Here is a 1,223-nt window from a genome sequence, read left to right on the forward strand (position 1 = left end):
TCCTCCATCGCCTTGGCGATCGGCATGCCGCGGGAGAGCGAGTCCTTGGTGGCGTCGCCCGAGAGGTGCGGGTCGGCGCCACCAAGGACTCGCTCTCCCGCGGCATGCCGATCACCAAGGCGATGGAGGAGCATGGCCTCGTGGTCTTCGCCATGAACGGCGAGCCGCTCTCCAACATCCACGGCGGGCCGGTTCGCCTCGTCGTGCCGGGCTGGCCCGCCTCCCTCTCGCACAAGTGGCTCACCCGCATCACGATCCGCGACCGCGAGCACGATGGCCAGGGCATGACCGGCACGGCCTACCGGGTGCCGAACAAGCCGATGGTGCCGGGCGGCAAGGCCGACGAGCGGGATTTTCGGATCCTTGAGTCGATGCCCGTCCGCTCGATCGTGACTGCCCCGGCTAATGGTGCCCGGCTCCCGGCCGGAAGCCGCGAGGTCGCCATGCGCGGCGCCGCCTGGGCCGGAGACCTTACGGTCGCCCGCGTCGACGTCTCGATCGATTTTGGCGCGACCTGGATCGCGACCCAGCTTGCACCGACCCGCAACCGCTACGACTGGAGCCGCTGGAGCGCGAGCGTGCCGCTGCCCTCGGACGGCTATTACGAGCTCTGGGTGCGGGCGACCGACAGCGCGGGCAAGGCCCAGCCGCACGTGGCGGGCAACTGGAACCCGCAGGGCTACGGCGGCAACGCTCTCCACCGCGTCGCGGTGCTTGTCGGATGAGGCACGCAGCGATGACGCGGTTCACCTGGGCGATTGTCGCGGCGCTGGCGCTCGCTCCGCCGCTCGTGGTTCGGGCTCAGGAGCCGGCCGGCACGGTCCGCGACCAGACGGTCGAGGATTTGCCGGCGCATCCGGGCCGCGAGGAGACCTTCGGGCTCTGCACGGCCTGCCACGCCTACCGGCTCGTCTCGAACCAGGGCATGAGCCGGGAGCGCTGGGACGAGACCCTGACCTGGATGACCGAGCGCCAGAACATGCCCGACATCCAGGGGCCCGAGCGCGCGCTGATCCTCGACTATCTCGCCACCGCCCACCCGCCCAAGGCGCCGTCGCGCACGGGCGGGTTCCAGAACCCGTTCGCCCCGCAATAGCGACCCTCGGTTCCTCAGAACTGCGTTCCGCTTGGAAACGGGTCGTCCGCGTCGTCGTAGGCAGCATCACAGGAAACGAGGAAACCTTATGCCCCGTCTGGCAGTGCCCTTGATCGTGGCTGGAATG

Annotated in this window: 2 protein-coding genes; both read left to right on the plus strand. The window is 69.7% G+C overall.

Annotation, left to right across the window (positions count from 1 at the left end; all coding sequences use genetic code 11):
• On the plus strand, window positions 1-725 hold a 725-nt coding region (locus tag MFF06_RS22585), incomplete at its 5' end, for a molybdopterin-dependent oxidoreductase (RefSeq protein WP_238208459.1).
• 11 nt (window positions 726-736) lie between these two features.
• On the plus strand, window positions 737-1,096 hold the full coding sequence (locus MFF06_RS22590; RefSeq protein ID WP_238208460.1) for a hypothetical protein: 360 nt from the start codon (window positions 737-739) through the stop codon (window positions 1,094-1,096).
• Window positions 1,097-1,223 lie beyond the last annotated feature (127 nt).

The organism is Methylobacterium aerolatum (assembly GCF_022179085.1).
In the GTDB taxonomy this organism is placed as follows: Bacteria; Pseudomonadota; Alphaproteobacteria; order Rhizobiales; family Beijerinckiaceae; genus Methylobacterium; species Methylobacterium aerolatum.